The following is a 1,582-nucleotide window of genomic DNA, read 5'->3' as shown; positions in this document are numbered from 1 at the left end:
TTAGATAATATGAAGTGACCTCCTAGATTGTCAGGCCTGGGATTCGGAGGCATAATATCGTTTGTCAGAACAATAAAAGCCCTTACCCAATGACAATAGGAGGTCACTACGATGCAAAGTATAGTTTATGTTGGTATGGATGTCCATAAATCTACTTTCAGTCTTTGTGCATACAACAAGGATACCGCTGAGATTCTTGGAGAAACAAAGTGTGCATCAGATCCAAAGCTGGTCCTTAAGTTTATCAACCGTATCGCCCATAAATCCGAACCAGAAACGATTTTCAAGACTGGCTATGAGGCCGGTTGTCTTGGGTACGCACTGCGAAACTCACTCGTACAACTTGGCGTCGACTGCACGATTATGGCCCCTACGACGATGTACAGTGAAGCCAAACATAAGATGGTCAAGAATGACAAACTTGACGCTAGGATGATTGCCATAAATCTCGCAAATGGCAGTTATCATGAGGTCTACGTTCCCGATGATCAAGACGTCGAGGTCAAAGAATATATGCGCATGCGCAGCGATTTTCGAAAGGCGCTCAAACGCGTCAAGCAACAGCTGTCGGCATTATTATTACGCCATGGCATTCAATTCGACGGCGGCTCATCTTGGACCGCTGCCCATATCAAATGGATCAAAGCGCTGAAAGTCTCGACTATTATGCGTGTCACTATCGATGAGTATCTCGTTCAAGTTGAGGAGCTGATGGCGAAGATCGATCGTTTCGATCAGGTGCTGGAAGAGTTGTCCCACAACGACCGATACGCGGATAAGGTTCATGAATTACAGTGTCTCAAGGGCGTCGCAACGACCTCGGCGATGACACTGCACGTTGAGATTTCTGACTTTACACGCTTCCCTAACGCACGCGCATTTATGAACTATATCGGGTTAACCCCATCAGAGCATTCCAGTGGTGAACATTCAGACAACAAAGGTGGACTCACCAAGCAGGGCAACACTGCGGTTCGTTCTGCCTTGATTGAGTGCGCCCAAGCACTTGTCAAAGGACGGGTTGGTTATAAGTCCAAGCGAGTGGCTCATCGGCAAATTGGGCAACCTGCTCAAGTAATTGCGTATGCCAATCGAGCAACAGAACATCTGCAGAGAAAGTATCAACGAATGTTGGCAAGAGGTAAGAAAAAATGCGTTGCGACTGCCGCAGTTGCTAGAGAATTAGCAGGATTCATTTGGGGCATTGAAACTGAGCATATAGATTACTGATTCATACAGTTTAAACGATAGTACTAAGTTCAAGACCAAAACCAGCAATAGGAACGAAAGAACCACGTTGGCATCAATGACATCAAAAAGCTCCAGAATCTAGAGAGGTCCGGCAACATACGTTCCGCCTATCCTAGCACAGATCGTCAACCACATTGGCCATGCGGACTGACGGCTAAATCTGTGATCTACGCACTTAGATTATATTGCCTTCGACAGGACCATTAACTTAGTGGTAACCAATCCACGGATAACAGAGTGGCTAATCGTCGATGGACTCGATTCTGAAGCTTCTTGATGTCATTGATAAAGACGAAATTGTGGCTTGACAAAGGTCACTTCATAACAGGCG

General features: G+C 45.9%; 1 protein-coding gene. It reads left to right on the top strand.

Features of this window, described 5'->3' with window-relative positions; all coding sequences use genetic code 11:
• Positions 1-111: 111 nt before the first annotated feature.
• Positions 112-1,230 (top strand): IS110 family transposase, encoded by a 1,119-nt coding sequence (locus tag ACGG90_RS15540; RefSeq protein ID WP_390410727.1) that lies wholly within the window; start codon positions 112-114, stop codon positions 1,228-1,230.
• Positions 1,231-1,582 lie beyond the last annotated feature (352 nt).

The organism is Lacticaseibacillus jixiensis, assembly GCF_042847315.1.
GTDB classification, from domain to species: Bacteria; Bacillota; Bacilli; order Lactobacillales; family Lactobacillaceae; genus Lacticaseibacillus; species Lacticaseibacillus jixiensis.
This window is presented reverse-complemented; position numbering and strand designations above follow the sequence as displayed.

Excerpts from the sequence above, each read along its gene's own strand:
- ACGG90_RS15540 (WP_390410727.1), top strand. The coding sequence starts at position 112 with ATGCAAAGTATAGTTTATGTTGGTATGGATGTCCATAAATCTACTTTC.